Annotated in this window: 23 protein-coding genes; 3 read left to right on the top strand and 20 right to left on the bottom strand. The window is 59.6% G+C overall.

Annotation, left to right across the window (positions count from 1 at the left end):
* Positions 1-24: 24 nt before the first annotated feature.
* The 15 genes from ACYQ1A_RS00800 to ndk form a co-directional block, all read right to left on the bottom strand.
* Entirely contained in the window at positions 25-1,320 is a 1,296-nt protein-coding gene (locus tag ACYQ1A_RS00800; RefSeq protein ID WP_499359382.1) for an adenylosuccinate synthase, read from the bottom strand.
* 95 nt (positions 1,321-1,415) lie between these two features.
* Complete coding sequence (locus ACYQ1A_RS00795; RefSeq protein ID WP_499359381.1) at positions 1,416-2,564, bottom strand: ATP phosphoribosyltransferase regulatory subunit; 1,149 nt, start codon at positions 2,562-2,564, stop codon at positions 1,416-1,418.
* Positions 2,565-2,785: 221 nt separating this feature from the next.
* Positions 2,786-3,682 (bottom strand): protease modulator HflC, encoded by an 897-nt coding sequence (gene hflC / locus ACYQ1A_RS00790; RefSeq protein ID WP_499359380.1) that lies wholly within the window; start codon positions 3,680-3,682, stop codon positions 2,786-2,788.
* 12 nt (positions 3,683-3,694) lie between these two features.
* On the bottom strand, positions 3,695-4,891 hold the full coding sequence (hflK, locus tag ACYQ1A_RS00785; protein ID WP_499359379.1) for an FtsH protease activity modulator HflK: 1,197 nt from the start codon (positions 4,889-4,891) through the stop codon (positions 3,695-3,697).
* 6 nt (positions 4,892-4,897) lie between these two features.
* Positions 4,898-6,001, bottom strand: a complete 1,104-nt coding sequence (gene hflX / locus ACYQ1A_RS00780) for a GTPase HflX (protein WP_062222632.1) — start codon at positions 5,999-6,001, stop codon at positions 4,898-4,900.
* Positions 6,002-6,125: 124 nt separating this feature from the next.
* A complete protein-coding gene (hfq, locus tag ACYQ1A_RS00775; RefSeq protein WP_053938145.1) occupies positions 6,126-6,389 on the bottom strand; it encodes an RNA chaperone Hfq in 264 nt (87 codons plus the stop codon).
* A gap of 272 nt (positions 6,390-6,661) precedes the next feature.
* Positions 6,662-8,083, bottom strand: coding sequence for a ribosome biogenesis GTPase Der (gene der / locus ACYQ1A_RS00770; protein WP_499359375.1), 1,422 nt, complete (start codon positions 8,081-8,083; stop codon positions 6,662-6,664).
* A gap of 13 nt (positions 8,084-8,096) precedes the next feature.
* On the bottom strand, positions 8,097-9,242 hold the full coding sequence (gene bamB, locus ACYQ1A_RS00765; protein WP_499359372.1) for an outer membrane protein assembly factor BamB: 1,146 nt from the start codon (positions 9,240-9,242) through the stop codon (positions 8,097-8,099).
* A gap of 2 nt (positions 9,243-9,244) precedes the next feature.
* The gene (locus tag ACYQ1A_RS00760; protein ID WP_062222640.1) at positions 9,245-9,877 is read right to left on the bottom strand and encodes a tetratricopeptide repeat protein; all 633 of its coding nucleotides are present in this window, start codon (positions 9,875-9,877) and stop codon (positions 9,245-9,247) included.
* Positions 9,878-9,943: 66 nt separating this feature from the next.
* Positions 9,944-11,230 (bottom strand): histidine--tRNA ligase, encoded by a 1,287-nt coding sequence (hisS, locus tag ACYQ1A_RS00755; RefSeq protein WP_499359369.1) that lies wholly within the window; start codon positions 11,228-11,230, stop codon positions 9,944-9,946.
* A gap of 59 nt (positions 11,231-11,289) precedes the next feature.
* Positions 11,290-12,570 (bottom strand): flavodoxin-dependent (E)-4-hydroxy-3-methylbut-2-enyl-diphosphate synthase, encoded by a 1,281-nt coding sequence (ispG, locus tag ACYQ1A_RS00750; protein WP_499359367.1) that lies wholly within the window; start codon positions 12,568-12,570, stop codon positions 11,290-11,292.
* Between the two features lie 24 nt (positions 12,571-12,594).
* Entirely contained in the window at positions 12,595-13,494 is a 900-nt protein-coding gene (locus ACYQ1A_RS00745; RefSeq protein WP_499359366.1) for a RodZ domain-containing protein, read from the bottom strand.
* Positions 13,495-13,538: 44 nt separating this feature from the next.
* Positions 13,539-14,273 carry a type IV pilus biogenesis/stability protein PilW gene (pilW, locus tag ACYQ1A_RS00740; RefSeq protein WP_499359892.1) on the bottom strand — a complete coding sequence of 245 codons (735 nt, stop codon included), beginning with the start codon at positions 14,271-14,273 and terminating at the stop codon, positions 13,539-13,541.
* A 44-nt stretch (positions 14,274-14,317) separates the two neighbouring features.
* The gene (rlmN, locus tag ACYQ1A_RS00735; protein ID WP_499359364.1) at positions 14,318-15,439 is read right to left on the bottom strand and encodes a dual-specificity RNA methyltransferase RlmN; all 1,122 of its coding nucleotides are present in this window, start codon (positions 15,437-15,439) and stop codon (positions 14,318-14,320) included.
* A gap of 26 nt (positions 15,440-15,465) precedes the next feature.
* Positions 15,466-15,891, bottom strand: coding sequence for a nucleoside-diphosphate kinase (gene ndk, locus ACYQ1A_RS00730; RefSeq protein WP_053938137.1), 426 nt, complete (start codon positions 15,889-15,891; stop codon positions 15,466-15,468).
* Between the two features lie 161 nt (positions 15,892-16,052).
* Here ndk and ACYQ1A_RS00725 point away from each other — a divergent pair, with 161 nt between their 5' ends.
* The gene (locus ACYQ1A_RS00725) at positions 16,053-16,955 is read left to right on the top strand and encodes an SPOR domain-containing protein (protein WP_499359361.1); all 903 of its coding nucleotides are present in this window, start codon (positions 16,053-16,055) and stop codon (positions 16,953-16,955) included.
* A 19-nt stretch (positions 16,956-16,974) separates the two neighbouring features.
* Here ACYQ1A_RS00725 and ACYQ1A_RS00720 read toward each other — a convergent pair whose 3' ends face one another.
* The 4 genes from ACYQ1A_RS00720 to ACYQ1A_RS00705 form a co-directional block, all read right to left on the bottom strand.
* Complete coding sequence (locus ACYQ1A_RS00720; RefSeq protein ID WP_499359360.1) at positions 16,975-18,129, bottom strand: NAD(P)/FAD-dependent oxidoreductase; 1,155 nt, start codon at positions 18,127-18,129, stop codon at positions 16,975-16,977.
* A gap of 76 nt (positions 18,130-18,205) precedes the next feature.
* Positions 18,206-19,144, bottom strand: a complete 939-nt coding sequence (locus ACYQ1A_RS00715) for a LysR substrate-binding domain-containing protein (protein ID WP_499359358.1) — start codon at positions 19,142-19,144, stop codon at positions 18,206-18,208.
* Complete coding sequence (locus ACYQ1A_RS00710; protein ID WP_499359356.1) at positions 19,141-19,632, bottom strand: disulfide bond formation protein B; 492 nt, start codon at positions 19,630-19,632, stop codon at positions 19,141-19,143. The genes ACYQ1A_RS00715 and ACYQ1A_RS00710 overlap by 4 nt, the downstream gene beginning before the upstream one ends.
* A gap of 98 nt (positions 19,633-19,730) precedes the next feature.
* Positions 19,731-20,957 (bottom strand): patatin-like phospholipase family protein, encoded by a 1,227-nt coding sequence (locus ACYQ1A_RS00705; protein ID WP_499359354.1) that lies wholly within the window; start codon positions 20,955-20,957, stop codon positions 19,731-19,733.
* 187 nt (positions 20,958-21,144) lie between these two features.
* Here ACYQ1A_RS00705 and guaB point away from each other — a divergent pair, with 187 nt between their 5' ends.
* On the top strand, positions 21,145-22,611 hold the full coding sequence (gene guaB, locus ACYQ1A_RS00700) for an IMP dehydrogenase (protein ID WP_499359352.1): 1,467 nt from the start codon (positions 21,145-21,147) through the stop codon (positions 22,609-22,611).
* A gap of 118 nt (positions 22,612-22,729) precedes the next feature.
* Here the strand turns inward: guaB and ACYQ1A_RS00695 are convergent, their stop codons facing one another.
* Positions 22,730-23,980: a D-amino acid dehydrogenase gene (locus tag ACYQ1A_RS00695; RefSeq protein ID WP_499359351.1), complete on the bottom strand. Its 1,251-nt coding sequence runs from the start codon at positions 23,978-23,980 to the stop codon at positions 22,730-22,732.
* Between the two features lie 198 nt (positions 23,981-24,178).
* On the opposite strand from ACYQ1A_RS00695, the gene ACYQ1A_RS00690 reads away from it, so the two are divergent.
* Positions 24,179-26,047, top strand: a complete 1,869-nt coding sequence (locus ACYQ1A_RS00690) for an ATP-binding protein (protein WP_499359350.1) — start codon at positions 24,179-24,181, stop codon at positions 26,045-26,047.
* The last annotated feature ends 98 nt before the right edge of the window (positions 26,048-26,145 follow it).

The raw sequence follows: 26,145 nt of genomic DNA, 5'->3' as shown, positions 1-26,145 counted from the left end.
TTTATTGAAACGCACCGGCTCAGCTTACTGGCCGAACGGGTGGCGCATCACGATGGTTTCTTCACGATCCGGACCGGTCGAGATAATATCGACCGGTGCTTCGCACACTTCTTCCACGCGCTTGAGGTAAGCACGGGCGTTGGCGGGCAGATCTTCCCAACGCTTGATCCCGAAGGTCGATTCGGACCAGCCCGGCATTTCTTCGTACACCGGCTCGCAACGCGCGATTTCTTCCGCACCGACCGGCAGGATGTCGACGACTTTGCCGTCCACCTTGTAGCCGGTACACAGATTGATGGTCTCAATGCCATCCATCACGTCGAGCTTGGTGACGCACAGGCCTGACACGCCATTGATCTGGATCGAGCGCTTGAGCGCAGCGGCATCAAACCAGCCGCAACGACGCGGACGCCCCGTTACCGAACCAAATTCGTTGCCGCGCTTGGCCAGACCTGCGCCCACTTCGTCGAACAATTCAGTCGGGAAAGGACCGGAGCCAACGCGGGTGGTGTACGCCTTAACGATGCCCAGCACGTAATGCAGCATCTGCGGCGCCACGCCGGCGCCCGGCGCAGCAGCGCCAGCCACACAGTTGGACGACGTTACGTACGGATAAGTACCGTGGTCGATATCGAGCAGCGTGCCTTGTGCGCCTTCAAACAACAGCGGCTGACCGGCTTTGTTCATGTCATACAGCGTGCGCGACACATCGGCCATCATCGGGCGGATGCGTTCAGCGTAAGCCAGGGTTTCGTCATGCACGCGCTGGAAATCCAGGGTTTCAGCATTGAAATAATGCTTGAGCATGAAGTTGTAGTAATCGACGTTTTCCTTCAGCTTGCTGGCAAAGCGCTCGCCATGGAACAAGTCTTGCAAGCGAATTGCACGGCGCGCCACCTTGTCTTCATAGGCCGGACCGATGCCGCGACCTGTGGTGCCGATCTTCTTTTCGCCACTGGCGGCTTCACGCGCCTGGTCGATGGCAATGTGATACGGCAGGATCAGCGGGCAAGCTTCGGAAATGCGCAGACGGCTGGCGACGTCGATACCGGCGGCGTTCAGTTCGTCGATTTCCTTGAGCAGGGCTTCCGGCGAAATCACCACGCCGTTACCGATAAAGCAAGCCTTGCCTGCATGCAGAATGCCGGAGGGAATCAGGCGCAGCACGGTCTTTTTACCGCCCACCACCAACGTATGCCCGGCATTGTGACCGCCCTGAAAGCGCACCACACCTTGAGCGTGATCGGTCAGCCAGTCGACAATCTTGCCTTTGCCTTCGTCGCCCCATTGGGTGCCAACCACGACTACGTTTCTGCTCATTCAAAACCTCGATTTACCAAAAATAACGACTGTTAACCCATGCTGCCAAAAGGCAGCCCACCTTTTAGCAGACTCCCGCCAGCGCGCCCATCCGCTCAGACAAGCGGACGCACTACCCAGTTGCCTTGTTCCAGACGCAATACCCGATCTACGTGCGCTTCAGCAGGCTGCACACCCAGATCAATCACCACCGTTTCGCCGGATTTGCGCAAAGCGCGCACCGCGTCTATCAATGCGCGATCATCGCCCGCTGGCGCCAGGATGGCGCTTTGTGCAGTCGGGAACGGCAAGCGGCTAAGCTCACGCAAATCCAGACTGAAACCCGTCGCTGGCCGCGAGCGGCCAAATTTTTCGCCGACGCGATCATAACGACCGCCGCGGGCTACGGCATTGGCAAAGCCTTGCGCATAGGCGGCAAACACCAGACCGGTGTGGTAATCGCTGCTGCGGACTTCGGCCAGATCAAAGCGAACGCCAATCCCACGCACCGCCAGCGCACTGGCCAGCTGTTGCAATGCAGTCAGCGCTTCGGTTACGCCGGGCACGGCTGGCAGTAGCTTGCCGGCGCGCGCCAGCACATCATTGCTGTTGCCATACAAACCCGGCAGCGCTTGCAAACCGGCCGCCAGTTCAGGCGCCAGATGCGCGGTTACTGCACGCAGGGTCGGAATATCTTTTTGTTGCAGCGCCGAGAATGTCTGGTCGCGTGCATCGTCTTTCAGGCCAGCCGCATCGGCCAGCGCATGGAACAAACCAATGTGGCCTATATCCAGCCGCACTTGTTTCAGCCCGGCCAGCGCCAGGCTTTCAAACATCAGCTCGATGATCTCGACATCGGCGGCAATATCGGCACAGCCGTAAATTTCGGCACCAATCTGACGCGGTTCGCGCGTCGACAAAATGCCGTCGGGGCGCGTGTTAACCACCGAACCCGAATAGCACAAGCGGGTGGTGCCCTGACGATTGAGGATATGCGCATCGATGCGCGCCACTTGCGGCGTGATATCTGCCCGCAGTCCCATCTGGCGGCCAGTTAGCTCATCCACCAGCTTGAAGGTCTTGAGATCGAGCGCCGGATCATCATGCAGAAACAGCGACTCCACATATTCCACCAGCGGCGGCAACACCAGTTCATAGCCATAGCAAGCAAACAGATCCAGCATGCCGCGACGCATGCTTTCAATTTGCCTGGCTTCTCGCGGCAGTACGTCGGAAATGTATTCCGGCAAAATCCAGTTACGCATTCCATCACCTGTTGGCGGCCCTTGCGGCCAGCCCGGACAAACGGACGCCCGGGCGCGCAATGCGTGCCTGGGCCGTAAAAAAGCAAGGCGGCATTATCTCACGATAATGTCGTTACGCCGAGCGCAAAACGGTGCATAAACGCCCTTCCGTGCACAAAAAAACGCCTGATCGATTAGACCAGGCGTTTTGTATGCAATCGCAGTACGTTGATTGCGTGAGCTTATTTGCCCGCTTTGGCAGCAGGGGCTTCCTTACCCAGCGGGCTCTTCATGTATTTAAAGAAGGCCGAGCTCGGGTCCACCACCATCACGTCACTCTTGCGGTTAAAGCTTTGCTTGTACGCATCCATGCTGCGATAGAAGGCGTAGAACTCCGGGTTCTTGCCGTAGGCTGCGCCATAAATCGCGGCGGCTTTGGCATCACCCTCGCCCTTCAGTTGCTGGGCCTGGTTATACGCATCGGCCAGGATCACTTCGCGTTGACGATCCGCATCGGCTTTGATCTTTTCTGCGGCAGCTGACCCCTCGGCACGCAGCTGGTTAGCAACGGCCTTACGCTCCGACTGCATGCGCTCGTACACCGAGCTGAGCGTGCTGTCTTCCAGCTCGACGCGCTTGATACGAACATCCACGACACGCACACCGATCCGTGCCGCATCGGCATCCGCCACTTGCTGCACCCGCGCCATGACTGCATCACGTTGACCCGAGATCACGTCTTGCACCGTGCGCTTGCCGAACTCGTCGCGCAGCATGTTGTTAACGGTATTGCGCAGCCGATCTACCGCTTTGGACTCATCCAGACCCACGGCACGGTAGTAACGCTCCACGTCAACAATTTGCCATTTGATATAGCTATCGACCTTCACATTCATCTTTTCGATGGTCTGAATGCGAGCTGGCTCGGCTTCGTCAATGCTCTGGATACGCTTGTCGAAATAACGCACGTCCTGCAGCAGCGGCACCTTGAAGTAGATGCCCGGCTCAGACAGCACGCGGCGGAATTCCGAGAACTGGAACACCACGGCCGACTGACGTTGATCCACCGTAAACAGCGACAAGCTCAACACAAAGAGCACAACGAGGATTACCGCGATTGTTGGAATAATTCTGTTCATTGCCATCCCCTGTTAACGACCGTCTCGTGAACCACGCTCAGCTGGTGCTGCCAGCGGATTGGTGGGTGCCACGGGTACAGAATCAGTCGTCGCCGGTACGTCCGCCGCACGCGTGGTGGCGGTATCGGCAGACTGGCCGGGGTTGGTCGATTGAATCAGCTTGTCCAACGGCAGATACAACAGGTTGCCACTTGCATGTTGATCCACCAGTACCTTGGTGGTGTTGCTGAACAACTGCTGCATGGTGTCGAGATACATCCGGTCGCGCGTAACTTGCGGCGCCTTCGCGTATTCGGACTCAACCTGCTTGAAGCGCGATGCATCGCCTTCAGCCTGCGCCACAACACGTTGCTGATAGCCCTGCGCCTCTTCCGACAAGCGCGAAGCCGTACCGCTGGCTTTCGGAATCACGTCGTTGGCATAGGCGGTGCCTTCGTTGATCAGGCGCGCTTTGTCCTGGCGTGCCTTCACCGCGTCGGCAAACGCAGCCTGCACTTGCTCAGGCGGCTGCACGTCCTTGATGTTGACGCGTGACACCGAGATGCCTGCGCCATATTTATCCAGCAATTGCTGGATCAGCTCTTTGGTATCTTCAGCGATCTTGCCGCGGCCTTCGTTCAGCACATAGTCGACCTTGTTGCGGCCGATGACTTCGCGTATTGCGGTCTCGGCAGCTTGCTTGACCATGTCTTTGCCATCGCGATCGGAAAAGCGATTATCAAAGGCAAAATCCTGAGCTGACTTGAGCGTGTACTGCACTTCAAGCTGCACCTGGATGATGTTCTGATCGCCCGACAGCATGATCGATTCATCACCGCTGCCGTCGCCGCCGCCACCCACTTCCAGGCTACGGATTTCAGTCACATTAACAATTTCGCGACTTTCGATCGGATAGGGGAAATGCCATTTCAGGCCGGATTTATTGACGGTTTCGACATAGCGGCCAAAGCGCAAGATCAAGGCGTTTTCGCGCTCATCGACCACGTAAAAGCCGGACGCGAGCCACAACACAACAATGACGCCGACGATAGCCAGTACGCCAGTGGAACCCCCTGGCATGCGGCCACCTCCACCCGAAGCGGGCGGCCGGTTACCGTTGCCGCCACCAAAAAAGCGGGAGACCCGGTTGCCTATATTGCGAAGAATTTCGTCCAGATCGGGCGGGCCGTCTTTGCGGCCACCGCCCCACTGCGGATCGTTCTGACTCATGGATTTTTATTGTTCCTCGATGGGTTGACTCATTGAATCGACCAGTGCGCCTCGCAGCAAATCCAGCCCCAAGCCTTGCGCGGCACTTACCCGCACGGCGCGGATTCTACCATACTCGTCAGGCTCAACTGCGGGCGTAAGCCCTTTCAGGTCGATCTTGTTCCAGACCATCAATTGCGGAATGCGTTCCGCACCAATTTCAGAGAGCACCTTGTTGACTTCAGCCACTTGCATATCACGCAGCGGATGATTGACGTCAACCACGTGCAGCAGCAAATCGGCCTGTATGGTTTCTTCCAGCGTGGCACGGAAAGCCGCCACCAGCGTATGGGGCAAGGCGCGGATAAAACCGACGGTATCTGAAATCACCACCGAATGTTCCTGATCCAGAAACAACTTGCGGGAGGTGGTATCGAGCGTGGCAAATAACTGATCCGCGGCATAGGCACGCGCCTTGGTCAGGGTGTTGAACAAGGTGGATTTGCCCGCGTTGGTATAGCCCACAATCGACACCGAAAACTCGTTGCGGCGCTCGCGCGCGCGACGCTGCGTGGCACGCTGGCGCTGTACGGTTTCCAGCTGCGCCTTCAGGCGTTTGACGCGGATGCCGAGTAGACGGCGGTCGGTTTCCAGCTGGGTTTCGCCGGGGCCACGCAAGCCGATACCGCCCTTCTGGCGCTCAAGGTGAGTCCAGCCGCGCACGAGACGCGTGGCGATATGGGACAACTGCGCCAGCTCCACCTGCAATTTGCCTTCGGCTGTGCGAGCGCGCTGCGCAAAGATGTCGAGGATCAGCGTGGTGCGGTCGATAACGCGACATTGCATGGCGCGCTCGAGGTTACGCTCCTGCGCGGGGGATAACTGATGGTTAAAGATCACCAGTTCGGCCTCATGCGCACGCACCGCTTCGGCAATCTCTTCCACCTTGCCGGTGCCGGCAAAATAAGCCGGATCAGGCCGACTACGCTTGCCTTCAACCACGGCCAGCGGGGTTACACCTGCCGAAGTGACCAACTGGACAAATTCTTCCTGGCCATCCCGGTAATCCGGCTCGCCAAAATCAAGGCAAACCAGGACGGCACGATCTCCGCCCTTGTGGCGATCAAACATAGAGGGGTATGTGTCTCATGAAAGCGGCGTGTAACGCGCGCGATAAATAATGATAGCGAAGCCCTGGACGACAAAGCCCCGGCGGTAACCACCGGGGCTCAGGTCTGGTCGCAAAACGAAGCGATCAGGCTTCCGGCGTAGCAGCAACGCTGGCTTGCTGCGGATGCTCATGCGGAATATTGACCGGGCGCGACGGCACCACAGTCGAAATGGCATGCTTGTAGACCATCTGGGTGACGTTGTTGCGCAGCAGCACCACATATTGGTCAAACGATTCGATCTGGCCCTGCAGCTTGATGCCGTTAACCAGATAGATGTAAACCGGCACGTGTTCTTTACGAAGGATGTTCAAAAACGGGTCTTGTAGCATTTGCCCCTTGGTACTCATTGTTTTTTCTCCGATGCGTTATTGTTTGGCGGTCAAAGGACTGTGTGTATCAGCCTGATTTGCTCTGCTTTCTAAAGCCTGTCTTACGCTTATAGTACAAAATGCGTTAGCTGCCAATAGGCGGAACGACCGTGCCGCCCGTCCATCGGAAGCCATGCTGCACTGCAATGCAGGCGGTCCAGCGGTCTGACCAGACAATGCCAGAGTTCAACCGATCACACGCTACATCACAGTACTGGCGCGCCTTGGGCATGCAAGTCGCGCCATGCTGCTTACTGCCCTTTCTTTGCCGCCAAGCGCTGCTTGAACTTCGCTTTCTCTGCGACCTTTGCCTTACGCGTCGCCACCAGACCCGGCTTGGAGCGCGACACTTCTTCTTTTTCTTGATACGGGTTATCGCCCAGCTTGAACTGCACCCGCAACGGCGTGCCTTGCAGCTTGAACGTCTTCACAAACGTGGATTCCAGATAACGCCAGTACACGGCGGGCACCTTCTCCAACGCGTTGCCATGGATCACCACCACGGGCGGATTGGTACCACCCTGGTGGGCATAACGTAACTTGGGGCGAATCTTGCCAGCCAAAGGGGGCTGTTGCCGTTCGATGGCCAATTGCAGGGCGCGCGTCAGTTTGGGCGTCGGAATCTTGATCATCGCGGCGTGGTAGGCCTGATCGATCGACTTGAACAATTCGGCCAGACCCTGACCCTTCAGCGCCGAGATGTAATGGAACTGGGCGAACGACAGAAAGCCCACCTTGCGCAGCACTTCACGCTTGATGATTTCGCGCTGCTCCAGGTTGGCGGCTTCCCATTTGTTGACGGCGACGACCATGGCACGGCCGGCTTCCAGCGCAAAGCTGGCAAGACGCGCATCCTGGTCCGACACTTCTTGCGTGGCATCGAGCACCAGCACCACCACGTTGGCGTCTTCAATCGCCTGCATGGTTTTGACCACCGAGAATTTCTCGATGGCTTCATCGATCTTGCCGCGACGGCGTACGCCCGCGGTGTCAATGATGGTGTATTTTTTGTCGCCGCGATCAAAGTCGATATAGACCGAATCACGGGTGGTGCCCGGCTCGTCAAACGCAATCACGCGCTCTTCGCCCAGCACGGCGTTGACCAGGGTCGACTTGCCCACGTTGGGACGGCCGATCACGGCAAACTTTGGATGATTGGCCTCTTCCTCTTCTTCCTCGACCGGGAACAGCTCCAGCACTTCGTTGATCATTTCGCGCACGCCTTCGCCATGCGAGGCGGAGATGGCGCCCGGGTCGCCCAGACCCAGCTCGAAGAACTCGGCGGTCACCACCGAGCGCGTCATGCCTTCGACCTTGTTCACCGCCACATACACCGGGCGTTGGGTCTGGCGCAGACGCTGCGCAATGATCTTGTCTTGCGGGGTCAAGCCGGAGCGGCCATCAACGATAAAGATAATGGCGTCGGCTTCATCGATGGCCTGCAAGGTCTGGCGGGCCATCTCATGCATGATGCCGTCGTCGACCACAGGCTCGAAGCCCCCGGTATCGACGACCAGATACGGCCGATCGCCCACACGGCCATGGCCGTAGTGGCGATCACGGGTCAGGCCCGGATAGTCGGCGACCAGCGCATCACGCGTTTTGGTCAGCCGGTTGAACAGCGTGGATTTACCCACATTCGGGCGCCCGACAAGGGCAATGGTTGGCTTCATGCTTCTACTTTATTTACTTAACGCCCACCGAGAATACGTCACCTTTTTGTGACTGTACGATCAGATGGTCTTCCCAGGTTTGAGGAGCGGCGGCAATGCGGCTGTCGTCCGTACGGAGCTGAGCCACAAATTCACCAGTATCGGTGTTCAGAAGGTGGATATAGCCTTGATAGTCGGCCACCGCCACATTACCTGCCAGCAGGGCGGGCGCGCCCACCGTGCGAGCAAACAGTTTTTCTTGCGTCCAGACGTTGCGGCCGGTGTCACGCTCATAGGCCAGCACATGGCCCTGATCGTTGGTCACATACACATGCCCGCCATCAATCGCCAGTCCGGCAAAGCTGGAGGTCTCACGCGACCATTGCACCGAGCCGTTCACCTTGTCGAAACAAGTGACGCGGCCTTGATAAGACACGGCGCAAACAATACCACCGGCCACGGCGGGCGCAGCCACTACGTCGGAGACGCGTTCGACTTCGGTGGCGCCCTTGGGCACGGCCACCGGGCTATCCCACAGTACACGGCCATCGCCCGTGGCCAGCGCCACCAGACGACCGCCCGGCATACCGGCATAGGCGTAACCGCCATCAATGACGATAGGCGCGTAGTTGCGCATGGTCAGCGCCGGCATCTGGCGCTGGAACTGCCACTTGAGCTTGCCATCGGCCGCATCAAACGCAGCGACCTTACCGTCACCGGTACGCACCAGCACTACACCATGACCTACGGCCGGCGGCGCGATGATTTCGCTGCTGGCCTGGCCTTGCCACAACAACTTGCCTTGCGCGTCATAAGCCAGCAACACGCCCTTGAGCGTACCCACCGCAATCACACCCTCGCCCGCGCCCACGCCACCGGCGATGGCTTGCGGCAAGCGCACGTCCCATTCGCGACGGCCGTCGGCCAGCTGATACATACCCAGGCGGTCAGGACCTCCCGCAACGACCAGGCTACTGCCCAGGCGCGCAGGCAGATAGCGATAGCTGGTGCTACTACCCGCACTGAGCTTCCACTGCACAGCCACGTTGACCTGATTGGTCACCACAGGCAGCTTTGATGGTTCAGGGGCATTGCTCGGGGCGGCGCAAGCGGCCAGCACAGCGGCAGTCAGCGTGGCCAGCGCAACGCTACGGAGGGTGTTTCTACGGTGCAAAGACATGATCAGGCGTTTCCGAGAGCTTCAAGTTTTACTTGGACGAACTTCGCATTGGGCGCGTCTTTCGCTAACTTGGCTAGCGCTTCTTTGTATGCGTCACGTGCCGCATTGTTGTCGCCTTTAGCGGCCAGTACATCGCCGCGCGACTCGGCAAACAAGCCCGCATTGGTGTCAACTTCACGACCGCCCAATGCCTTTACGGCTTCGTCATACGCCTTTTGATCCAGCAACACAGCGGACAGGCGCAAACGGCCTGCATCGCGCACTTCCGCTTCTTTGGCATGCGCAACCACCCACTCCAGCTGCGTCTGTGCATTCTTGTAATCGTTGGCACGCACGCTGGCTTTGGCAGCCAGCAAGGCAGCGCGCGAGGCATAGGCGCTGTCGCCGTACTGCGCTTTGATCTTGTCGGCGCTTTCACGCACTTTGGCGGCATCGCCACCCAATTGTGCTTCGAGCTGGCCATACAGATCGGCAGCAGCAGCGGCCTGGCTATCGCGCCAGCTGTTGTAGCCGGTCCAACCGCCATAGGCGATCAGTGCAACGGCAGCGGCCGTGGTCAGGTATTTGCCCCAATCGGCCCACCAACCTTTTAACTGGGCAATCTGTTCTTGTTCTTGCAGATCAAAAGCCATCATCAATTCCTGTATCAGCGATACGTGGATCGCCCGTCGTTATTCTGTAGAGACCGCAAACTCTCGGGATTATGCCCGAATTCTGGCCAGCAGGTCCGCGCTCGGCAGCGTCACTTGCGCGCCTGCCTCTGCCCCGGTCAGGGTTTTGAGGTTGGCCGTGCCGTTGGCGACTTCTTCATCCCCCAGCACGATGGCAAAGCGCGCACCGCTGGCGTCGGCTTTCTTGAACTGGGATTTGAAGCTGCCCCCACCGCAATTGAGCACCACCGCCAGACCCTGCTGCCGCAGCGTGTGCGCCAGGGTAAACGCAGCAGTCGCGGTGGTTTCGCCGCTATGCACCAGATAAACATCGGGCACGGCGGCCGGGGCGACGATCCCCTGCGCTTCCAGCAACAGCAGCAGACGTTCGATGCCAAGACCAAAACCCACGCCGGTACAAGGCTTGCCACCCAGTTGTTCGACCAGACCATCGTAGCGACCGCCGCCACCCACCGTGGCCTGCGTGCCCAACTCGGTGGTGGTCCACTCGAACACGGTCAGATTGTAATAATCAAGGCCACGCACCAGGCGCGGGTTGATCACATAAGCCACGCCCGCCGCTTCCAGCAAGGCCTTCAGCCCTTCAAAGTGCGCGCGTGATTTCTCACCGAGGAAGTCGAGCAGACGCGGCGCGTTGTTCGCCATTTCTTGCAGCGCCGGGTTCTTGGTATCCAGCACGCGCAAAGGATTGGTATACAGGCGGCGCTGCCCATCTTCGTCCAGCTGCGCCTTGAAGCCTTCGAGATACTTGATCAGCTCAGCTCGATGCGCCGCGCGTTCACTGACTTCGCCCAGGGTGTTGAGCTCCAGCGTCAGGCCGGTCAAGCCCAGGCGTTTGAAAAAATCGGCCATCATCACGATTTGTTCGGCGTCGACATCCGGGCCTTCAAAGCCAAATGCTTCCGCGCCGATCTGATGAAACTGGCGATAGCGCCCTTTTTGCGGCCGCTCGTGCCGATACATCTGGCCGATGTACCACAGACGCTGGGTCTGGTTGTACAGCAGGCCGTGCTCGATGCATGCGCGCACCGTGCCGGCCGTGCCTTCCGGGCGCAGCGTCAGGCGTTCGCCGTTGAGCTTGTCCTCAAACGAGTACATTTCTTTTTCAACAATATCGGTGTGCTCACCCACGCCGCGCACAAACAGATCGGTCGATTCGACGATGGGGGTGCGGATCTGCTTGTAGCCATAAGCATTGAGCCATTCGCGCGCCACGTTTTCCAGAAACAGCCAGGCCGGGGTGGCGATCGGTGCGCCCTTGGTAACGACGGGCAGCGCGTCATTCATGCCGCGAACGCCCTCGATGTTTTTACTCATTTGATCAATCCGGTATGGGTAAAGACACGCGCCGCCCAAGCTCAGGCGGCGCGCAGCGGTCAGATTTGTTTAAGCGGAATACTGCGGGGTGCGGCGGTTTCGCGACGCTTGGCGCCGCCTTCCTGGTAACGCGTCACCACATAATCCTGCACGATGGCGAGAAATTCTTCGGTCACCCGATCGCCCTTCAGCGTGACGGTTTTTTCGCCATCCACATACACCGGACACACCGGCACTTCGCCGGTGCCGGGCAAGCTGATGCCGATATCGGCCAGCTTGGATTCGCCCGGGCCATTCACCACACAGCCCATCACCGCCACCTTGAGGTCTTCCACGCCAGGATATTGCAGACGCCAGATCGGCATTTGCTCGCGCAGATATTGCTGGATGCCCTGCGCCAGTTCCTGGAATACGGTTGAGGTGGTGCGGCCGCAGCCTGGACACGCCGTCACCAGTGGCGTAAACGAACGCAAGCCCATGGTTTGCAACAGTTCTTGCGCCACAATCACTTCACGCGCGCGGTCACCGCCGGGTTCTGGCGTCAAGGAAATACGGATGGTGTCGCCAAAGCCGTCCTGCATCAGCACCGCCAGCGCGGCCGACGATGCCACGATGCCTTTCGAGCCCATGCCGGCTTCGGTCAAACCCAGGTGTAGCGGATAATCGCAGCGGCCCGCCAGATCGCGGTAGACCTTGATCAGATCCTGCACGTGCGACACCTTGCACGACAGGATGATCTTGTCTTGTGCCAGACCCCAGCTGACCGCTTGCGCCGCTGAATCCAGCGCGGAACGGATCAGCGCCTCGCGCATTACAGCGTCGGCAGGCAGCGGCTGCGCCAGCTTTGAGTTTTCGTCCATCAAGCGCACAGCCAACGCCTGATCGAGCGAGCCCCAGTTAACGCCAATGCGTACTGGTTTGTCGTACTCAATGGCTTTTTCGATCATGAACGCAAACTTCTCGTCCTTTTTCGAGCCCTTGCCCACATTGCCCGGGTTGATGCGGTATTTGGCCAACGCCTCGGCACATTCCGGGTAATCACGCAGCAGACGGTCACCGTTAAAGTGGAAGTCACCCACAATCGGCACCTCACAGCCCTTGGCGGCGAGAATGTCGCGGATGCGCGCCACTTGCGAGGCGGCCTCCGGGCTATTAACGGTAATGCGCACCATCTCCGAACCGGCGCGCCACAGATCGTAAATCTGCTGCGCAGTGCCGACGGCATCAACGGTATCGGTATTGGTCATGGACTGGACCACGATCGGATGATCGCTGCCTATCCAGACATTGCCCACGCGCACCTGGCGCGTGGGACGACGAGGAATGCTATCGGTAATCATGATTTCTGCCTGGAGTAGAACCGCTTATTTCAGTTCCAGCGTTGCCACATTGTTCTTGATATACGGGGTCAGATCGACTTCCTGGCCGTGCAGATACAGCTTGGTGCCGGGCGCGTTGCCAATCTTGATGTGATACGGGCCCGTGCCGCCAAAGCTGCGGTCTGTGCCCGACTTGAGCAGATTACCCACCAGGCGCGTGCCGCTGGCATCAGTAATCTGTACCCATGAATCTTCGGCCACCACCAGGCGCACCGGACCGTCGCCTTGCGGAGCACTGGCCACCACGGCCGGCGCCGGTGTCGGCGTAGCGGTGGGCTTGGGCGCGGATGTTGGCAGCGCCACAGGCAACGGCGTGGGCGTGGTTGCATTGGCCACTTCTACCGCCGGTGCAGCAGCGCTGGCGTCTGCCACCACAGCGGCATCGCTAGCGGCGCTTGCCATGGCCGGGGGCGCTTCCAGCGCGGGCGCCGAAGCCACCGCAGGCGTTGCCAGCTCGGGCGAGGCCGGTTGCTGCAAATACCACAGGATCGCGCCCACGGCGCCGATAAAGGCCACCACAAAGCCAAGGCCCACCATCCAGCGTCCGCCCGAGCCGCTACCGCTACTCAAGTTAAACGCAGACGATTCTTCCGCCACGTGCGGCAGTGCCGCTTGCGTGCGTTCGTGTGGCAGCAGTCGTTCCAGATCGGCCATGATCGGCGCTGGATCAAGCTGCAGCATGCGCGCGTAATTGCGCACAAAGCCACGCGCGAAGGTATTGCCTGGCAGCTGATCAAAGCGATCACTTTCGATCGAATCAATCTGGCGCTGCGACAATTTGAGCTGGGTGGCCACGTAATCGATATCGAGCCCAAGCTCTTCGCGCCGCGCCTTCAGTACCGTACCGGGCCCGTGCGCGCGCAGGTTCTGTTCTTGTTCACTCATTGCATCGTCCGCCGGTGTTCCGGCTTGCCTTGATGTTAGCGGATTCAGTCAAGCTGACCGCTCAACAACCGGGTGGTTTCAATGGAATCCGGATATTGCCGCTTCAGGATTTCGGACAGGCGCGCTTCGGCGTCCTTGTTGCCCAGCGCGTGTTCCAGCCGCAGGCCCAGAAAGGTGACCTGCGCGCTGGGCTGAGTCATACGTTGCACGTCGTTATAGTTTTGCCGCGCCAGCACGTAATCTTTGGTTTTGATTCCCAGATCTGCCAACTGAAAGCGTGCATCGACGCTGTCCGGGCGGTAGCGCATTACCCGGCTGAAATAATCTTTGGCGTTAGCAAAGTCGCCCGCCGATTCGGCACACTGACCGGCATTGAGCAAGGTCTTGTCGGGCGACGGGTACAAGGGGTTCTTGAGTGCGTTCAGATAATACTGCACCCCCTCTTGCGGCTTGCCGTGACCACACAGATACCAACCGTAGTTGTTGTTCAGATCGGGGTCATTCGGTGCGTATTCGAGGGCTTGCTTGAAATTGGCGGTGGCCTGGGCGTCGTCGCGCAATTCGGCGTAGATCAGGCCCAGCATGCCAAAGGCGGCGGGATAACGCGGGCTGGTGGTCAGTGCTTCGCGCACTTCCTGCACCGCCACGTTGTATTGACCCCGCTTCAGGTATTCGCCAGCCAGTTGGGTATGCACCGCAGCGCGGCGGTCTCCGGAAGAAGTGCTGTCATCGGCCAGAGCGTGCTGCGCGCTCAAGCATGACATTGCCAGGCAGAACATCAAAAGCGGATACCGCCGGATCATGCACTTCCCCTCTGTTGGTTTTATCTGAATGTAATCGGCCGGGTCTCCGCGGCCAGGCGCGCGGTGCGACGCGTCTTGTCTTTGACCTGCCCAGCCAACTGGCCACAGGCGGCATCGATGTCGTCACCGCGCGTCTTGCGCACGGTACAGATGTAGCCCGCGTTCACCAGGATGTCACGGAACGCGAGAATAGCATCACGGCCGGATCGGTTGTAGCCCGAATTCGGGAAGGGGTTGAAAGGAATGAGATTCAGCTTACAAGGGGTATCGCGCAACAAGGCCACCAGCTCACGCGCATGTTCGGGCTGATCATTCACCCCTTCAAGCATGACGTACTCAAAGGTAATGAAATCGCGCGGGGCTTTTTCAAGGTAGCGATTGCAGGCCGCCAGCAATTGCGCCAGCGGATATTTTTTATTCAGGGGGACGATTTCATCCCGGATACGGTCATTGGACGCATGCAGACTGACGGCCAGCGCCACCGGACAGGCTTCGCGCAGACGGTCCATGGCCGGCACCATGCCCGAAGTGGACAAGGTAACGCGTCGGCGTGACAAGCCGTACATATTGTCGTCCAGCATCATCTGCAGCGCAGACACGACGTTATCAAAGTTGGCCAGCGGCTCGCCCATGCCCATCATCACCACATTGGTGACAATGCGGCCGTCATCGTTCACTGGCGCGCCAACCCGCGCTTGTTCAGCGCTCAGCCGGTTATTGGCCCACCACAACTGGCCGATGATTTCACCGACCGACAAATTGCGGTTAAAACCCTGGCGGCCGGTGGAGCAGAACGAACACTCCAGCGCGCAGCCAACCTGCGAAGAAATACACAGCGTGCCGCGGTCATCTTCAGGGATGAACACGGTTTCGATGCCGTTGCCGACATTCACATCCAGCAGCCACTTGGTGGTGCCGTCGCTGGCCACATGCTCGGCTAGCATGCCAGGCGCCTTGACCACGGCGCCGGCCTGCAGCTTTTCGCGAAAGCCCTTGGCGATGTCGGTCATGTTGCTGAAGTCAGTCTCACCACGCTGGTGAATCCACTTCATCAACTGTTTGGCGCGAAACGGCTTCTCACCGTAGCTGATCATCAGCTCGGCAAGGCCTTCCGCATCGTAATCCATCAAATTGACCGACATATCCAGAGCTCCCGCAATCTGCCCGCTTAGCGGCTGTAAACCTGGCTAGCCGGGAAGAAGTAAGCGATTTCGATCGCGGCGTTTTCGGCGCTATCGGAACCGTGAACGGCGTTGGCATCGATCGATTCAGCGAAGTCAGCGCGGATGGTGCCCTTGTCGGCTTTTTTCGGATCGGTCGCGCCCATCAGGTCACGGTTTTTCAGAACGGCGCCTTCGCCTTCCAGAACCTGCACGAACACCGGGCCAGAAACCATGAAGTCAACCAGGTCTTTGAAGAACGGGCGGGCAGCGTGCACGGCGTAGAAGCCTTCGGCTTCGGCGCGCGACAGTTGCACCAGCTTGGCAGCCACAACCTTCAGGCCAGCGGTTTCAAAGCGGTCAACGATCTTGCCGACAACGTTCTTGGCAACTGCGTCAGGTTTGATGATGGACAGGGTGCGTTCAATAGCCATTTATTGCTCCAGTGTGATTGACTTGCGGGGATTGCTGATGATTTACTGCTCGCCTGCGACACCTTGCAAATACGGCATCGCGGCTCATGATCGGTGCACGCCGAGGGCGTCTTGCAGCCAGACAGCCGGGCATTATAACAAACTCAACCCCGATTCGGCAGATGAGCGACCAACTGGACCCCATCCTGCAGCAGGCAGAGCAGAACCGGCTTAAAGAACAACTGTTCTGGCGCCTGGGTATTGCCGCCGGGCTGATCATTATTGTGTTGGGCGGCATCTGGCTGCTCGACCGACCCGACGCCAGCCAGGACGTGATCCTGCCCAGCACCCCCCGCCCCGTTCCAACCCAGATTGCCAGCACGCCGACGATAGCCAGTGCCGCTGCAAATGCAGCCACTACTGCCAGTGCGGTCACTGCCAGCGACGTGATTGCCAGTGCCGTTGCCGCCAGCGCACCTGCGCCGACCAGCGAACCGACCCCGCCAGTTACGCCACAACCAACGCCGACCAGCGCAACCCTTACGCCGACAGCCGCTGTCGCGACGGAAGTACCAGGCATCGCGCCAGTGACCAGCCATCGCGCCGAAACAGCGCCGCGCTATGTGCCCAATGCGCCGCTGGCCAATCCAACCGCAGCAACTACAAACCAGAACACCGCCCCCGCCACCGCGCGCAGCGGCGGCACCACCCAGCCCAGCCCGGTCAACAACCGCACCACGCCCGCCGCCAGCAACAAAAGCGCAGCGCGCAGCGAACCGGCATTGAGTCTGGCACCGCTGTATGACACCGGCACGACAAGCGCACCCGTCGCTGCGGCCGCCACTCCGGCGGCGCGCAATTTTGAAACGCATCCGGTCGGCAACGGCTATGCCGTGCAGGCTGGCGTGTTTCTGCACCAAGCCAATGCCGACAAAATGCTGCGGCAACTGCAAAACGCTGGCGTCCCGGCTTATCTGGAAACGCGCGTGCAGATCGGTCCGTTCAAAACCAAAGCCGAAGCCGACGCTGCGATCAAAAAGCTGCGTACCCTCGGCATTGAGCCGGTGGTACACACCGCAGATTGATCGCTGGCGCGGGCGTCGATTACGGCAGTACGGGCGGCAATTTCGCACTCAAGATCTGACGTTGCTTGGTCGCCGCACCCAGCAAAGCAAAGCCGAGCAACTGGCCATCAGCGCCGACAAAGTGCGCCTCGACCGCGTCTTCTTGCGCTTGCACTTGCCACTCGCCCAACGCGCCATGCGCGGGCGGTGCCACGATGGTGGCGCAAGCGGGCGTTTTCACCAGCACCGGCATAGCCGGATAAGCCAGCGCCACATCATCCTTGCCGGCCAGTACCTGCGCCAGCGTGCGCGCGGCGTGCATCAGCGGCATCACATAAGGCAAGTGGATGGTTTCGACTTCGGCACAGTCACCCAACGCAAACACATTGGGATTGCTGGTGCGCAATTGACGATCCACCGCCACACCCTTGTTCACATGCAAGCCCGCCGCTTCGGCCAGCGCCGTGTTCGGGTGCAGGCCGACGGCCGACAGCACGCGATCGCATTCAATCACTTCGCCACTGGATAAGGTCACGGCATACCCATTGCCGGATTTATTAACTGCCTGCGCCGTGGTGTTCAGCACAAAACGCACGCCGGACTGGGTCAAGCGCGCGGCAAACCAGGCGCCAGCGACATCGGGCAGCAAGCCCGGCAATGGCCATGCGCCCGCTTCGATTACCACCGGCGCAATCTCGCGCGCCAGCAAATCATTGGCGAATTCGCAACCGATCAGGCCGCCACCAATAATGGCGACGCGCTGGGCGCCTTCGAGTGCCTGCGCGAAGACCGCAAAGTCTTCAATATGATTGACCGACAATACTTCGTCAGCCGCATCACCCTGCAAGCGCAAACGCACCGGTTGCGCGCCAACAGCCAGCACCAGGTCGCGATACGGCTGCGCCTGGCCATCGGACAGCAACAGCACTTTGGAAGCCAGGTCGACACCCACCACTTCGGTGTCGGCGCGAATGATGGCATTCAGTTCTTCAGCCATTTTGGCCGCCGACTTCATGACCAGCGTTTCCACCGTCTTTTTGCCGGCCAAGGCATTCGACAACATAGGCTTGGAATAAAAGCCCGCCTTGTCGTTGGCGATGACAACCAACGGCGCGGTCGGGTCGAGCTTGCGAAATTCGCGCGCCAGGTTATAACCGGCCAGGCCCGCACCGATGATGACTACAGGGGATGCCATAAAACATGTTCTCCATGCGCGCCGCGCGGGCGCGCTTACTTATTGGTTTGCTTATCTATATAGAGCGAGCATCACATCAGGCTGCAACCGGCTCTTCTTGCAGAAACTGCACGCCGGGCAGATCGCTGTTGAGGATCGCTTCCTGCACCGCCTCCACCGCCGCCAGTCGCGGAAAATTACGGCGCCACGCCAGCACCACCCGCCGCGTTGGCACGGGTTCGGCAAACGGCCGGATAGTCAGCAGCGACGAATCACCGGGCGAAATCGAGGTGACCGGCAGCACGGTCACGCCGATGCCGCCCGCCACCATATGCCGGATGGTGGTCAGCGACGAGCCTTGCAGCGTGCGTTGCAGGCTACCGGCAGGCAGGCTTTCGCGGTTCAGATCGGGACAGGTTTGCAAGACATGGTCACGGAAGCAATTGCCCGGCGACAGCAGCAGCACGTTCTCATCCGCCAGTTGTGCCGAATCGATCTGTTCAAACTTTTCCCAGACATGCCCTTTAGGCGTAGCAACCACAAACGGCTCGTCATAGATGGCCCGGGTGGCGATGCCGGGTTCATGAAACGGCTCCGCCAGAATGGCCAGATCAATTTCGCCCTGCTTGAGCATTTCGGCCAGGCGGCCGGTGTAGTTTTCTTCCAGCAAGATCTGCATTTGCGGGGCGATTTCGCGCATTTGCGGAATCAGATGCGGCAACAGATAGGGGCTGATGGTGTAGATAATGCCCAGCTTGAGCGGCCCGGCCAGCGGGTCTTTGCCCTGCTCGGCCAGTTGCTTGACCACCTGCACTTCTTCCAGCACACGTTGCGCTTGCTCGACCACCCGGTCACCGATGGGGGTGAGCGTTACTTCGCCTGCCGCACGCTCAAACAGGGTGACGCCGAGTTCGTCCTCCAGCTTTTTGACCGCCACCGACAAGGTCGGCTGCGATACAAAACAGCTATTGGCGGCTCGGCCAAAATGGCGCTCGCGCGCCACGGCTACGATATATCTGAGTTCAGTTAAGGTCATTTACGCTTTCCCTGGCATTTCCAGACCAGCCATGCTCCGACGGTCAACGCTACAAACAACACAAAGGTCCAGCACGGCAGGCTCAGACCCAGAAATTTCCAGTCTATAACCGCGCATTCACCGTGCCCCACCAACACCGAACGGAATACCTGCAGCCACGGCTGCTTTTGCAGCATCACTTCCAGGCCGGGGCCGCACGAGGCCAACTGGCTGGTATCCATAAAATACTGGATATAGATATGCCGCCCGGCCACGCCCATCCCGGACAGGCCCACCAGCGTCAGCACCACCGGCCAGAAGCGGCTGGCGCGCACGGGAAACACAGCGGCCAGCAAAGACAGCACGCCAAAGGCAATAACCACAATGCGCTGAAAGATGCACAAGGGGCACGGACTGACAAATTCGTAATATTGCTCATACAGTGCAAACGCCATACTGCCTGCACACACCAACGCCAATCCCAGAAAACCGAGCCGCCACTTGACCATGTCTGCCACCTGTTGATTTATTGGATGTTATATCGCGATTGTTTTTATCAATCGCCATTGTAAGTGCCGCGCGGCACGAGCGGAAGACTGACCCAGGCTCAAATTGTTCCTGATCCGCTTTGTCTTGACTTCAAAGCGGACGCTGGAGCGCCAATAGCCAAAAATTCACACAACGCCTGCCGCTGCGCCATGGCGTCACGGTAGCCCAGGCGGATCAGTTGTCGCACATAGTCATGATGGAATAACAGATAGCTGGCCAGAACCGAGCCATTGCGGCGGAATGCGCCCAGCCCACCCAACATAAAGCGCAAGCCAGGCGGAAAGGTTTTGCGGTGCGGCATCGCCAGTTTTTCCAGCGGGCGCGACGGCGCGATGGTCAAAACCTGCAGCGGGTGCAGATCGGTTTGCTGCGTCGCGACTGTTTCAGCCGATAACAAACCCAGCGTGCGATTGACGCGCTGTACCCGTTCAAGGTCAGTTTCCATCGCATCCAGAAACACGCTATTCAACAAGTGCCCCGCCACTTGTGCCAGCGAGGGATAGTCCTGCACTTTTTCGCGCGGCGGCAGTTCGCGCTGGGGTGCCACACCGATTACCAGGATGCGTTGCGCACCCAGGTGGATGGCCGGGCTGATGGGCGCGATTTGCCGCACCGAACCATCGCCAAAGTATTCGCGATGCAAACGCACGGCGGGGAACACCAGCGGGATGGCGCTGGATGCCATCAGATGATCCAGCTCGATATTCTCGCGCACGCCCAGACGCGAGGCGCGCTGCCAGTTGCTGTGGCAATCCGCGCCTTCAAAAAAGCTGACTGACTGGCCCGAGGTATAGCCGGAAACGGTAATCGACAGCGCGGACAAATCGCCGCGCGCGACGGCGGCGCGGATGCCGGGAAAATCCACCAGCGCGGCCAGCATTTGCCGTAGCGGCTGGTTGTCGAGCAATGAGCGCGGGTTGTGCCGCCCCAAGCCACCCAGCAATAAAGAACTGGCCCAGTGCAGCGCACTTTTGGCGAGCGCCCCTGCGCTGGCGTAATAAACCTGATCCGGTGTCAGCCGCAGCCAGGAGTTGCCCAGATGCCGTACCGCGCCATGAAAATCATCCGCCCGCGCTGCCAAAGCCGCCGCGTTGATCGCGCCGGCCGAAGTGCCGCAAATAATGGGAAAAGGGTTGCCGCTGCCCGCCGGCCACAGCCGCGCAATGGCCAGCAACACGCCGACTTGATAGGCAGCACGGGCGCCCCCGCCAGACAAGATCAACGCAGCGGGATGGGGCGAAGCGGACGCCGGCGCTGGCGCGTCGGGCGATGCGGAATGCGGCATGCAGAGGGACTCGCTGTTGTTCTTGTAATAAGGATGATCTGAACACTCTGCATCATAGGCATTAAAACCCGCCGATCCAGTGACGCCGACCGCCACACCCATCAGTTAGCGCTAGACATGACAACAGGATAGGCGTACGGCGATTCTTTCGGTACAATCGACTTTTGGCGTGAAAGGATTCGCACAAATGCGCATCGTACAAAAAGCCCTTACCTTCGACGACGTCCTGCTCGTCCCGGCTCATTCTGAAGTTCTCCCGCGTGATGTAAGCCTCACTACGCAGCTTACTCGCGACATCCGGCTTAATCTGCCGCTCGTTTCCGCTGCCATGGATACGGTCACCGAGGCCCCGCTGGCCATTGCGCTGGCGCAAGAAGGCGGTATCGGTATCGTGCACAAGAACATGTCGGCACGGTTGCAAGCCAAAGAAGTTTCCAAAGTCAAACGTTACGAGTCCGGCATCGTTAAAGATCCGCTGACCGTCGCCCCCGAAATGCTGGTGCGTGATGTGCTGGCGCTGACGCGTCAACATCGCATCTCCGGTTTTCCGGTGATTGATAGCCGCGGCGTGGTCGTCGGCATCGTCACCAACCGTGACCTGCGTTTTGAAACCCGTCTCGACGTGCCGGTCGCCAGCATCATGACCCCGAAAGAGCGGCTGGTGATCGTGCGTGAAGGCGGTTCCATCGACGAAGCCCGCAACCTGATGCATGACCACAAGCTCGAACGCGTGCTGGTGGTTAACGACAGCTTCCAGCTGCGTGGCCTGATTACCGTTAAAGACATTATCAAGACCAGCGAACACCCGTTTGCGTCCAAAGACGAACTCGGCCGTCTGCGCGTTGGCGCTGCTGTCGGCACCGGTGAAGGCACTGAAGATCGCGTTACGCTGCTGGCTGAAGCCGGTGTGGACGTCATCGTGGTCGACACCGCGCACGGCCACAGCAAAGGCGTAATCGACCGCGTTAACTGGGTTAAACGCAATTTTCCGAATGTGCAAGTCATCGGCGGCAATATCGCCACCGCCGCCGCTGCGCGCGCACTGGTTGATGCGGGCGCCGATGCAGTCAAGGTCGGCATTGGCCCGGGCTCGATCTGCACCACGCGGATTGTGGCTGGCGTAGGTGTACCGCAGATTTCTGCCGTCGCTAACGTGGCTGACGCGCTGGCAGGCACTGGCGTGCCGCTGATTGCCGATGGCGGCATCCGCTTCTCGGGCGATATCTCCAAGGCTATCGCCGCGGGCGCCCACACGGTCATGCTGGGTGGTTTGCTGGCAGGTACCGAAGAAGCACCGGGCGAGGTCGAGCTGTATCAGGGTCGCTCGTACAAGAGCTACCGCGGTATGGGTTCGCTGGGCGCAATGCAACAAGGCTCCAGCGATCGCTACTTCCAGGAAGAAAACACCGCCAACGCCGACAAGCTGGTACCGGAAGGCATTGAAGGCCGCGTGCCGTACAAAGGCTCGGTCACTGCCATCGTGCATCAGTTGATTGGTGGCTTGCGCTCTTCGATGGGCTACCTCGGTTGCGCCACCATCGACGAAATGCACAAGAAAGCGGAATTCGTCGAGATCACCTCGGCCGGCATCCGCGAATCGCATGTGCATGACGTGCAGATCACCAAAGAAGCACCGAACTACCGCGTCGAGTAAAACGCACCACCCATAGGGTGGGTCGAGACCCACCATTCAAAGCCGCAGAAAAGTACATATTGATGTGCTTCTCGTTGCCTTTGAATGGTGGGTCTCGACCCACCCTATTTTTTTTGGCTCAGGCGGCCAGCATAAAGGGGTATTCAACCTCGGGTCGGCGGTTATCCACCATATCTGCCACAGCGCGGCCGCTTCCGCAGCCTTCGGTCCAGCCCAACGTACCATGGCCGCTATTGACGAACAGACCTGCAATCCCGGTCTTGCCGATATAGGGCAGATTGCCTGGCGTGCACGGGCGCAGCCCGGTCCAGAATTCCGCATGCTGATAGCCAGATAAATGCGGGAATATCTCCTGCACCCGCGTCAGCAACGCGTGGCAACGCGCTTTATCTATGCGCAAATCGTAGCCCGCAAATTCCGCCATCCCGGCCACCCGCAAACGTTGCCCCAGCCGCGAGAACACCAGCTTGTGGCCGTCGTCGGTCAGACTGACCTGGGGTGCTTTATCGCCCTCAGCCAGCGGTATCGTCACCGAGTAGCCTTTGCCCGGATAAATATCGAGTTTGACGCCCAGCGGCCGCAGCAAGTGCGGGGTGTAGCTGCCGAGGCACACCACGTAAGCATCGGCACTGGCGAGTTCATCTTCCGCCGCAATCTGCACACCCACAACCTGATCGGCGCGCGTCACAATGCGTTCGATATTTACGCCATACCGAAAGCGGACGCCCGCTTGTTCACAGCGCGCCGCCAGCAACTGGGTAAAGCGGTGCGCGTCGCCCGATTCGTCGCTCTCGGTATAAGTGCCGCCGACGATGGGCCGATGGCTGTGTGCCAGGGCTGGCTCGATGGCAAGGCAACGGGCGGCGTCGGCAGGCGTGCGTTGCAGGCCGAGCTGGCGCATGGCGGCAGCGGCAGGCAAGGCGGACTCAAATTCTTTGGGATCGGTGTAGTAATGCAGGATGCCGCGGGTGGATTGGTCGTAATCAAAGCCCAACTGCGCGCGCAGTTCTTGTAGCAATTGCCGGCTATACAGACCCAGCCGTACCAGCGATTGCAGATTGTGCCGTGCCCGCTGCGGTGCACACTCCAGCAAAAAACGCAGACCCCACCGCCATTGCGCCAGATCGGCCCGCATGCGCCAGACCAGCGGTGCATCGTCTTCGGCCAACCACTGCAATATCTTCCACGGTGCTTTGATATTGGCCCACGGCTCGGCATGGCATACCGAAATCTGGCCGCCGTTGGCAAAACTGGTTTCGAGCGCAGCGGCATGGCCGCGTTCCAGTACCGTGACTTCGTGCCCGGCTTGCGCCAGATACCAGGCCGAAGTCACCCCCGTTATCCCCGCCCCTAACACCATTACGCGCATGTTGGAATCACCTGTCTTTGCGAGCCCGTATTATGCCGCCATCCTGGCCATGCCGGCGGCATGTGTTGCGCGCAACGCAAGGTGCAGACACGGCGCGGGCGGCAGCCACGGCGGCATCATGTAAGATGAATTCAAACGCCCCGCCCCCGTTTACCAAGGGTCGGACACCGCGTATTCAAACCTCATGCTCCGGGCCGAATGAATCTTTCTCTGCGCACCGCCTTGATCCTTGCCTTGTTGTTGGGCCTGCTGTTGCCCGCCAGCATCAACGGTTATTTCAGCCTTGATCGCCAACTGGCCAAAGCGGAAGCCGACTTGCACGCCGATCACGCCCGCATCGCCGACGTGCTGGCGCTGGGCATGCAAGAACCGTTGTGGAATCTGTCGCCCGAAGCCGGTCGCCCGCTGCTCCAGTCTTTTATGAGCGACGAACGCGTGGTGCGCATCAGCGTCAACGACGCCACCCTCGGCCGGTTTTTGAGCGCCGACCGGCCCGATCGGGTGACGGGCCATCTGTTCAAGCTCTCCCGCATCGTCAGCAAGCAAGGCAACAATATTGGCACCATCAGCGTGGAGCTGGACGACGGCCGCGTCGTGGCGCAAATCCACGCCAATCAACGAATTTATCTGATCGCAGTGGCGCTGCAGGTAGCAATCAGCATGGGCTTGATCCTGTTCTTGCTGGAATCGCGCCTGCTGCGACCGGTAAACCGGCTGACGCGGCAATCGCTGCAGCTGGCGCAACAAGACCTGAGCGAAAGCTTTGAATGGCAGCGCAATGACGAACTCGGCCGCCTCGGGCGCAATCTGGAGCATACGCGGCGTTCCCTACGCCAACTGATCCAGACGCTGGAACAAAAAAACCTGCAACTCGAAGCCGATTTGCTGAGCCGCCGCCAGATCGAGCTGGCCCTGCGCGCCAGCGAAGACCGCTATCGGCGGCTGGTCGAAAACACCCAGGTCATCCCGTGGGATGCGCACCCGGAAGCCTGGAGTTTTACCTACGTGGGCCCGCAGGCGGAAGGCTTGCTCGGTTACCCACTGGCAAGCTGGTATCAGGAAAACTTTCTGGTCAATGTGCTGCACCCGGATGACCGTCATTTGCTCTATCCGGTGTTTTCCGAGTTTACCCAGACCCGGCATAGCCAGATCGAGTGCCGCTTTATTGGTGCGGAAGGCCAGGTGGTCTGGGTCTGGCTGGCCGCCAGCGCCACGGTGAACGAGGACGGCAGCAAGCATCTGCAAGGCTATCTGGTGGATATCAGCGCGCGCCGCCATACCGCGCAAGAGCTGGAGAACTACCGCAATCATCTGGAAGAGGCCATCGAAGCGCGCACCCGCGCCATGGCCACGGTGCAGCACGAGAGCGACGCCTTGTCGTGGTCGATTTCGCATGATTTGCGCACGCCGCTGCGCACCATCGACGGCTTTAGCCAGGTATTGCAAGAAGACTATGGCGAGAAACTCGACGTCAACGCCCGCAACTACCTGGCGCGCATCCGCACTGCGGTTTTGAATATGTCGATGCTGATTGAGGATCTGATCGCGCTAACCCGAATTTCGCGCAGCGAGGTGCGGCGGCAAGAGGTTGATGTGACCGCGCTGGCCCATGACGTCATCGAAGAACTGCACGCACTGGAACCCACGCGCCAGATCCAGTTGCTGGTGCGCCCGGGCTTGCACGCCTGGGCTGATCCGCGGTTGCTGCGCGTGGTGCTGCACAATCTGCTGCATAACGCGTGGAAGTTCACCGCCACGCGCGATCACGCCGAGATCGAATTCGGCATGAACCCCACCGGCGGCCAACCGGTGTTTTATGTGCGGGATAACGGCCTGGGCTTTGATATGACCCAGGCTGGCAAATTGTTTACCCCCTTCCACCGCCTGCATGGCCCGGGTGATGCGGCCGGTAATGGCATAGGCCTGGCCATCGCCCAGCGTGCCATCCACCGGCACGATGGTCGCATCTGGGCGCGGAGCAAGGTTAACGAAGGCACCACCATCTTCTTTACCGTGCCCGATTTGCGCCGCGAACCCGGCGCGCGTGAATTCGCCTTGCTGCCCTGAACGCGGCGGATCGGGGCGTGACGCCACCGCCCGTCGGCCCCGGTTACGTACGCCCTACGCGATTTTGACAATGCCCGCGCGCCCGCAAAAGATTTGTA

The sequence above is a fragment of the Silvimonas sp. JCM 19000 genome (assembly GCF_054652575.1).
This window is presented reverse-complemented; position numbering and strand designations above follow the sequence as displayed.

Bases quoted from the DNA above. Each gene is read 5' to 3' on its own strand.
- ACYQ1A_RS00800 (WP_499359382.1), bottom strand. From the start codon at position 1,320: ATGAGCAGAAACGTAGTCGTGGTTGGCACCCAATGGGGCGACGAAGGC.
- ACYQ1A_RS00795 (WP_499359381.1), bottom strand. From the start codon at position 2,564: ATGCGTAACTGGATTTTGCCGGAATACATTTCCGACGTACTGCCGCGA.
- hflC (WP_499359380.1), bottom strand. From the start codon at position 3,682: ATGAACAGAATTATTCCAACAATCGCGGTAATCCTCGTTGTGCTCTTT.
- hflK (WP_499359379.1), bottom strand. From the start codon at position 4,891: ATGAGTCAGAACGATCCGCAGTGGGGCGGTGGCCGCAAAGACGGCCCG.
- hflX (WP_062222632.1), bottom strand. From the start codon at position 6,001: ATGTTTGATCGCCACAAGGGCGGAGATCGTGCCGTCCTGGTTTGCCTT.
- hfq (WP_053938145.1), bottom strand. From the start codon at position 6,389: ATGAGTACCAAGGGGCAAATGCTACAAGACCCGTTTTTGAACATCCTT.
- der (WP_499359375.1), bottom strand. From the start codon at position 8,083: ATGAAGCCAACCATTGCCCTTGTCGGGCGCCCGAATGTGGGTAAATCC.
- bamB (WP_499359372.1), bottom strand. From the start codon at position 9,242: ATGTCTTTGCACCGTAGAAACACCCTCCGTAGCGTTGCGCTGGCCACG.
- ACYQ1A_RS00760 (WP_062222640.1), bottom strand. From the start codon at position 9,877: ATGATGGCTTTTGATCTGCAAGAACAAGAACAGATTGCCCAGTTAAAA.
- hisS (WP_499359369.1), bottom strand. From the start codon at position 11,230: ATGAGTAAAAACATCGAGGGCGTTCGCGGCATGAATGACGCGCTGCCC.
- ispG (WP_499359367.1), bottom strand. From the start codon at position 12,570: ATGATTACCGATAGCATTCCTCGTCGTCCCACGCGCCAGGTGCGCGTG.
- ACYQ1A_RS00745 (WP_499359366.1), bottom strand. From the start codon at position 13,494: ATGAGTGAACAAGAACAGAACCTGCGCGCGCACGGGCCCGGTACGGTA.
- pilW (WP_499359892.1), bottom strand. From the start codon at position 14,273: ATGTTCTGCCTGGCAATGTCATGCTTGAGCGCGCAGCACGCTCTGGCC.
- rlmN (WP_499359364.1), bottom strand. From the start codon at position 15,439: ATGTCGGTCAATTTGATGGATTACGATGCGGAAGGCCTTGCCGAGCTG.
- ndk (WP_053938137.1), bottom strand. From the start codon at position 15,891: ATGGCTATTGAACGCACCCTGTCCATCATCAAACCTGACGCAGTTGCC.
- ACYQ1A_RS00725 (WP_499359361.1), top strand. From the start codon at position 16,053: ATGAGCGACCAACTGGACCCCATCCTGCAGCAGGCAGAGCAGAACCGG.
- ACYQ1A_RS00720 (WP_499359360.1), bottom strand. From the start codon at position 18,129: ATGGCATCCCCTGTAGTCATCATCGGTGCGGGCCTGGCCGGTTATAAC.
- ACYQ1A_RS00715 (WP_499359358.1), bottom strand. From the start codon at position 19,144: ATGACCTTAACTGAACTCAGATATATCGTAGCCGTGGCGCGCGAGCGC.
- ACYQ1A_RS00710 (WP_499359356.1), bottom strand. From the start codon at position 19,632: ATGGTCAAGTGGCGGCTCGGTTTTCTGGGATTGGCGTTGGTGTGTGCA.
- ACYQ1A_RS00705 (WP_499359354.1), bottom strand. From the start codon at position 20,957: ATGCCGCATTCCGCATCGCCCGACGCGCCAGCGCCGGCGTCCGCTTCG.
- guaB (WP_499359352.1), top strand. From the start codon at position 21,145: ATGCGCATCGTACAAAAAGCCCTTACCTTCGACGACGTCCTGCTCGTC.
- ACYQ1A_RS00695 (WP_499359351.1), bottom strand. From the start codon at position 23,980: ATGCGCGTAATGGTGTTAGGGGCGGGGATAACGGGGGTGACTTCGGCC.
- ACYQ1A_RS00690 (WP_499359350.1), top strand. From the start codon at position 24,179: ATGAATCTTTCTCTGCGCACCGCCTTGATCCTTGCCTTGTTGTTGGGC.